This is a genomic window from Micromonospora sp. KC207, from assembly GCF_004348615.1.
Lineage (GTDB): Bacteria > Actinomycetota > Actinomycetes > Mycobacteriales > Micromonosporaceae > Micromonospora.
In genome coordinates this window covers 1-4,159 of sequence record NZ_SMKJ01000423.1, presented here as the reverse complement: position 1 = coordinate 4,159, position 4,159 = coordinate 1, and the positions used below count along the sequence as shown (strand labels likewise).

Below are 4,159 nucleotides of genomic sequence, written 5' to 3'. Positions count from 1 at the left end.
GACCACCACCCCGGCTCAGCCGGTGACGCCGGCTCGCACCGCCTCCAGCGCCGCGATCGCCACCCCCCGCGCACCGGCCGTGTCCCGGTCCGGAACCAGGGCGAACGCGGCCACCGCAGCCTGCTCGGCGCGGAGCACGGTGTGCGCGCGGACGGTCGCCAGGAACCAGTCCCGGAACTCCGGCGCCGCCTCCACCACCCCGCCGCCGACGAAGTACGCGTGCGGGTCGGTGAAGTTGGCCGCCACGGTGAACAGCCGGCCCAGCGCCGTCGCCTGCTGGGTGAAGATCTTCCGTGCCAGCGGGTCGCCCCGCTCCCCCAGCCCCCGGACCAGCTTCGCGGCCCGCTCGGGCGGTTCGGCGGCCAGCGGGTGCCCCGGGTACCGACTGAGCCAGTAGGGCAGCAGGTTGCGCGCGATCGCGGTCAGCGAGGCGACGCTCTCGGCGTCCCCGGCGAAGCCACAGGCGCAGGTCGGCACCGGCTGGCCGGGGGCGAGCAGCCCGTCGAGCGGCACGTGCACATGGCCGAGCTCCCCCGCCATTCCCGCCGCGCCGGCGACCACCCGTCCGCTCTCCACCACCCCGCCGCCCAGGCCGGTGCCCACCACGGCGCAGACCGAGGAGCGGCTCATCGCGTCAGCGCCGAAGTGGACGTGGTGGGCGTAGAGTGCCGCCGCGTTGCCGTCGTTGTGGTACGTCACCGGCAGGCCGAGGCGACGCTCCAGCGCCCCGCGCACGTCGTACCCCCACCAGGCCGGCTCGGCGAAGTTGGTCGACCCCCGGGAGGAGATCACCCCCGTCGCGCTCGCCGGCCCGGGCGTGTCCAGCCCGACCGCGCGGACCAGGTCGCGGCGCACCCCGGCCCGGGCGAGCACCCCGTCGAAGGCGCGGGCCAGCGCCTCGACAGCCGCCTCCGGGCCGGCCCGGACCTCACTGGGGATCTCCACCAGGCCGTCCACCAGGAACCGGCCGTCGAGGGTGAGCACCGTGGCGTTGTTGCTGGTGCCACCGTTGTCCAGCCCGACCACCACCGGCATACCGACGTCGCCCACGCCACATCGCCTCCCACCGGTCACGCCTGAGGTGAGGGTAGTTCGCCAGCACGCCGCAGGGCCACGGCCGTAAGGCCGGGCCACCTCGACGGCCGGGCCGCCGCCGTCAGCCGGGCCGGCGGGTGATCACTGCGGCGCGCCCCGGTCCACCGGCCGGCCGGACGTGAGAGGGGAGCCCCTCTCTACCGTATGCGTCAACAGGGGGCCCTTCCTTTCACGCGGTCAGGGCGGCGGTGACATCGGCGACCAGGTCGGCGGTGTCCTCCACGCCGCAGGAGAGCCGGACGAATCCGGGCGGCGTGTCGTCGCCCCACTGGGCCCGTCGGTCGGCGGTGGTGTGCAGGCCGCCGAACGAGGTGGCGGCGGCCACCAGCCGGGACGCGGTGAGGAACCGGGCCACCCGGGCGGCGTCGCCGAGGTCGAACGAGAGCACGCCGGGCATCCGGCGCAGTTGGGCCGAGGCCACCGCGTACGCCGGGTCGCCCGGCAGCCCCGGCCAGCGCACGCCGGTGACGTCGGCCCGGCCGGCGAGCAGCCGGGCGAGCGCCTCCGCGTTGGCGCTCTGCCGGGCCAGCCGCAGGTCCAGGGTCGCCAGCGAGCGGTGCGCCAGCCACGCGTCGAACGCCCCGGGCACCGCCCCGGTCATGGTGCGCCAGGCGGTGATCGGGTCGAGCAGCCCGGCGGAGCGGGTCGCCACGTACCCCAGCAGCAGGTCGGAGTGGCCGGTCAGGGCCTTGGTGCCGGAGGCGACGACCACGTCGGCGCCGAGGTCCAGCGGGCGCTGCCCGAGCGGGGTCGCGGTGGTGTTGTCCACCGCCACCAGGGCACCGGCGGCGTGGGTGGCGGCGACCAGGGCCGGCACGTCGGCGACGTCGAGGCCGGGGTTCGCCGGGGTCTCCAGCAGCACCAGCCGCACCCCCGCGAACGACGGGTACGGCCCGACCGTCGGCGCGAACCGCACCCGCACGCCGATCCCGGCGAGGGTGTCGGTGGCGAATGCCCGCACCGGGAAGTACCCGTCGGCGGGGAGCACCACCGTGTCCCCCGGGCCCAACAGGGCCAGCAGCAGGCCGGTGATCGCCGCCTGCCCGCTGGCGAAGACGCGGACGTCACCGCCCTCCAGCTCGCCGATCGCCGCCTCCAGCAGCCGCCGGGTCGGGTTGTCCGGCCGGCCGTACCCGTTCGGGGCCGCCGCCGGCCCCTGCCACGGATCGAGGTGGTACGGCGCGGCGAAGACCGGGCCGGGCAGGAACGGCTGTCCGGGCGCGGGCGCGGGCAGCCCGGCCCGCACGCACCGGGTGCCGTCGCCGTCGGTTTCCAAGCCGGTCGCGGGACTCACTCGTACGACTCGGGCTTGGCGGTGCGGCTCATCAGCGTGTCGACGGCGAGCCGCGGGTCCATGCCCTCGTGGCAGATCCGCTCGATCTGCTCGGTGATCGGCATCTCCACCCCGTGCGCACGGGCCAGGTCCCGGATCGCCAGGCAGCTCTTCACGCCCTCGGCGGTCTGCCGGGTGGCCGCCTGGGCCTGCTCCAGGGTCTCCCCCCGGCCCAGGTGCTCGCCGAAGGTGCGGTTGCGGGCCAGCGGCGACGAGCAGGACGCCACGAGGTCGCCCATCCCGGCCAGGCCGGCGAAGGTGATCGGGTCCGCGCCGAGCGCCACCCCGAGGCGGGCGGTCTCGGCGAGCCCCCGGGTCATCAGCATCGCCCGGGTGTTGTCGCCGAAGCCCATCGCGGTGGCGATCCCGTACGCGAGGGCGATCACGTTCTTCACCGCCCCGCCCAGCTCGCAGCCGATCACGTCGTCGTTGGTGTACGGCCGGAAGTACGGCGTGCGGATCGACGACTGGACGAGCTGGGCCCGGCGGTCGTCGGTGCCGGCGACCACGGTGGCGGCGGGCTGCTCGGCGGCGATCTCGGGGGCCAGGTTGGGGCCGGAGACGACGACCACCCGGTCCGGGGTGACCCGGGCGGTCTCCACGATCACCTCGCTCATCCGCTTGGTGGTGCCCAGCTCGATGCCCTTCATCAGGGACACCAGGGTCGCGTCCGGGTGCAGGTCGCCGACCCATTCGGCGAGGTTGCCGCGCAGCGTCTGGGACGGCACCGCGAGCACCACGATCTCCGCGCCCCGGATCGCCCCGGCGGCGCTCCCGGTGGCGGTGACCCGCGCGGGCAGCCGCAGGTCCGGCAGGTAATCCGGGTTGTGCCGGCGCAGCCGGATCGACTCGGCCACCGGCTGCCGCCGGGCCCAGATCGTCACGTCCCGGCCGGCGTCGGCGAGGATCTTGGCGAAGGCGGTCCCCCACGACCCGGCCCCCAGCACCGCCACGTGGCCGGTCACGCCGCGCCCTCCTGACCCCGCCACGGGCGGGTGGCAGCCCGCCGTGGTCGTTCCCACAGCGGTGGCGGCGTCCCGCCCCGGATCTCGGCGAGTTGGTCGCGCAGGCGCAGCATGATGGCGTCGGTCATCTCTTCCAAAGTTGCCTTGGTGGGTGTGGAGCCGACCCACCGGCTCAGGTCGACGGGCGGCCCGGCGACCACGGTCACCGGGATGCGGGGCCGCAGGCCCAGCCGGTTGTTCCGGGGGTCGAAGAGGCGCTCCGGCCCCCACATGGCGACCGGGATCACCGGCACGCCGGTGGCCAGCGCCAGCCGGGCGGCCCCGGTCTTGCCCTTCATCGGCCACAGGTCGGGCTCCCGGGTGGTGGTGCCCTCCGGGTAGATCACCACCGCGCCGCCCTCACGCAGGGCGGCGACGAGGGCGTCCAGGGACTTGACCGCGTCGACCGTGCCGCGCTCCACCGGGATCTGGAGGCACCGGTGCAGGAGCCAGCCCACCACGGGCACCCGGAAGAGGCTGGCCTTGCCGAGGAACCTCGGCCAGCGCCCGGCGTCGTAGATGAAGTGCGCCGAGACCAGCGGATCGGCATGCGAGATGTGATTCGGGGCGATGATGATTCCGCCGTCGTGGCGCAGGTGCTCCATGCCCCGCCAGGTGCGCCGGGTCCAGACCGTCAGCACGGTCTTGACCAACACCACGGCGAACCGTCGCCAGAACCCCAGCCTGCGCCGCGTCACCCTGCCTCCTCGTTGCCCCGGCCCCACGT

Annotated in this window: 4 protein-coding genes; all 4 read right to left on the bottom strand. The window is 75.3% G+C overall.

The window, feature by feature from the left end; translation table 11 throughout:
• Positions 1-15: 15 nt before the first annotated feature.
• Positions 16-1,035, bottom strand: a complete 1,020-nt coding sequence (locus E1258_RS30510; protein WP_165949944.1) for an ROK family protein — start codon at positions 1,033-1,035, stop codon at positions 16-18.
• A 229-nt stretch (positions 1,036-1,264) separates the two neighbouring features.
• Entirely contained in the window at positions 1,265-2,371 is a 1,107-nt protein-coding gene (locus E1258_RS30505; protein WP_132407193.1) for a cystathionine gamma-lyase, read from the bottom strand.
• Positions 2,372-2,385: 14 nt separating this feature from the next.
• The gene (locus tag E1258_RS30500) at positions 2,386-3,393 is read right to left on the bottom strand and encodes an NAD(P)H-dependent glycerol-3-phosphate dehydrogenase (protein WP_132407189.1); all 1,008 of its coding nucleotides are present in this window, start codon (positions 3,391-3,393) and stop codon (positions 2,386-2,388) included.
• Positions 3,390-4,130 carry a 1-acyl-sn-glycerol-3-phosphate acyltransferase gene (locus E1258_RS30495; RefSeq protein WP_132407187.1) on the bottom strand — a complete coding sequence of 247 codons (741 nt, stop codon included), beginning with the start codon at positions 4,128-4,130 and terminating at the stop codon, positions 3,390-3,392. Before E1258_RS30495 ends, E1258_RS30500 begins: the two co-directional genes overlap by 4 nt.
• Positions 4,131-4,159: the final 29 nt, after the last annotated feature.

Bases quoted from the DNA above. Each gene is read 5' to 3' on its own strand.
- E1258_RS30510 (WP_165949944.1), bottom strand. From the start codon at position 1,035: ATGCCGGTGGTGGTCGGGCTGGACAACGGTGGCACCAGCAACAACGCC.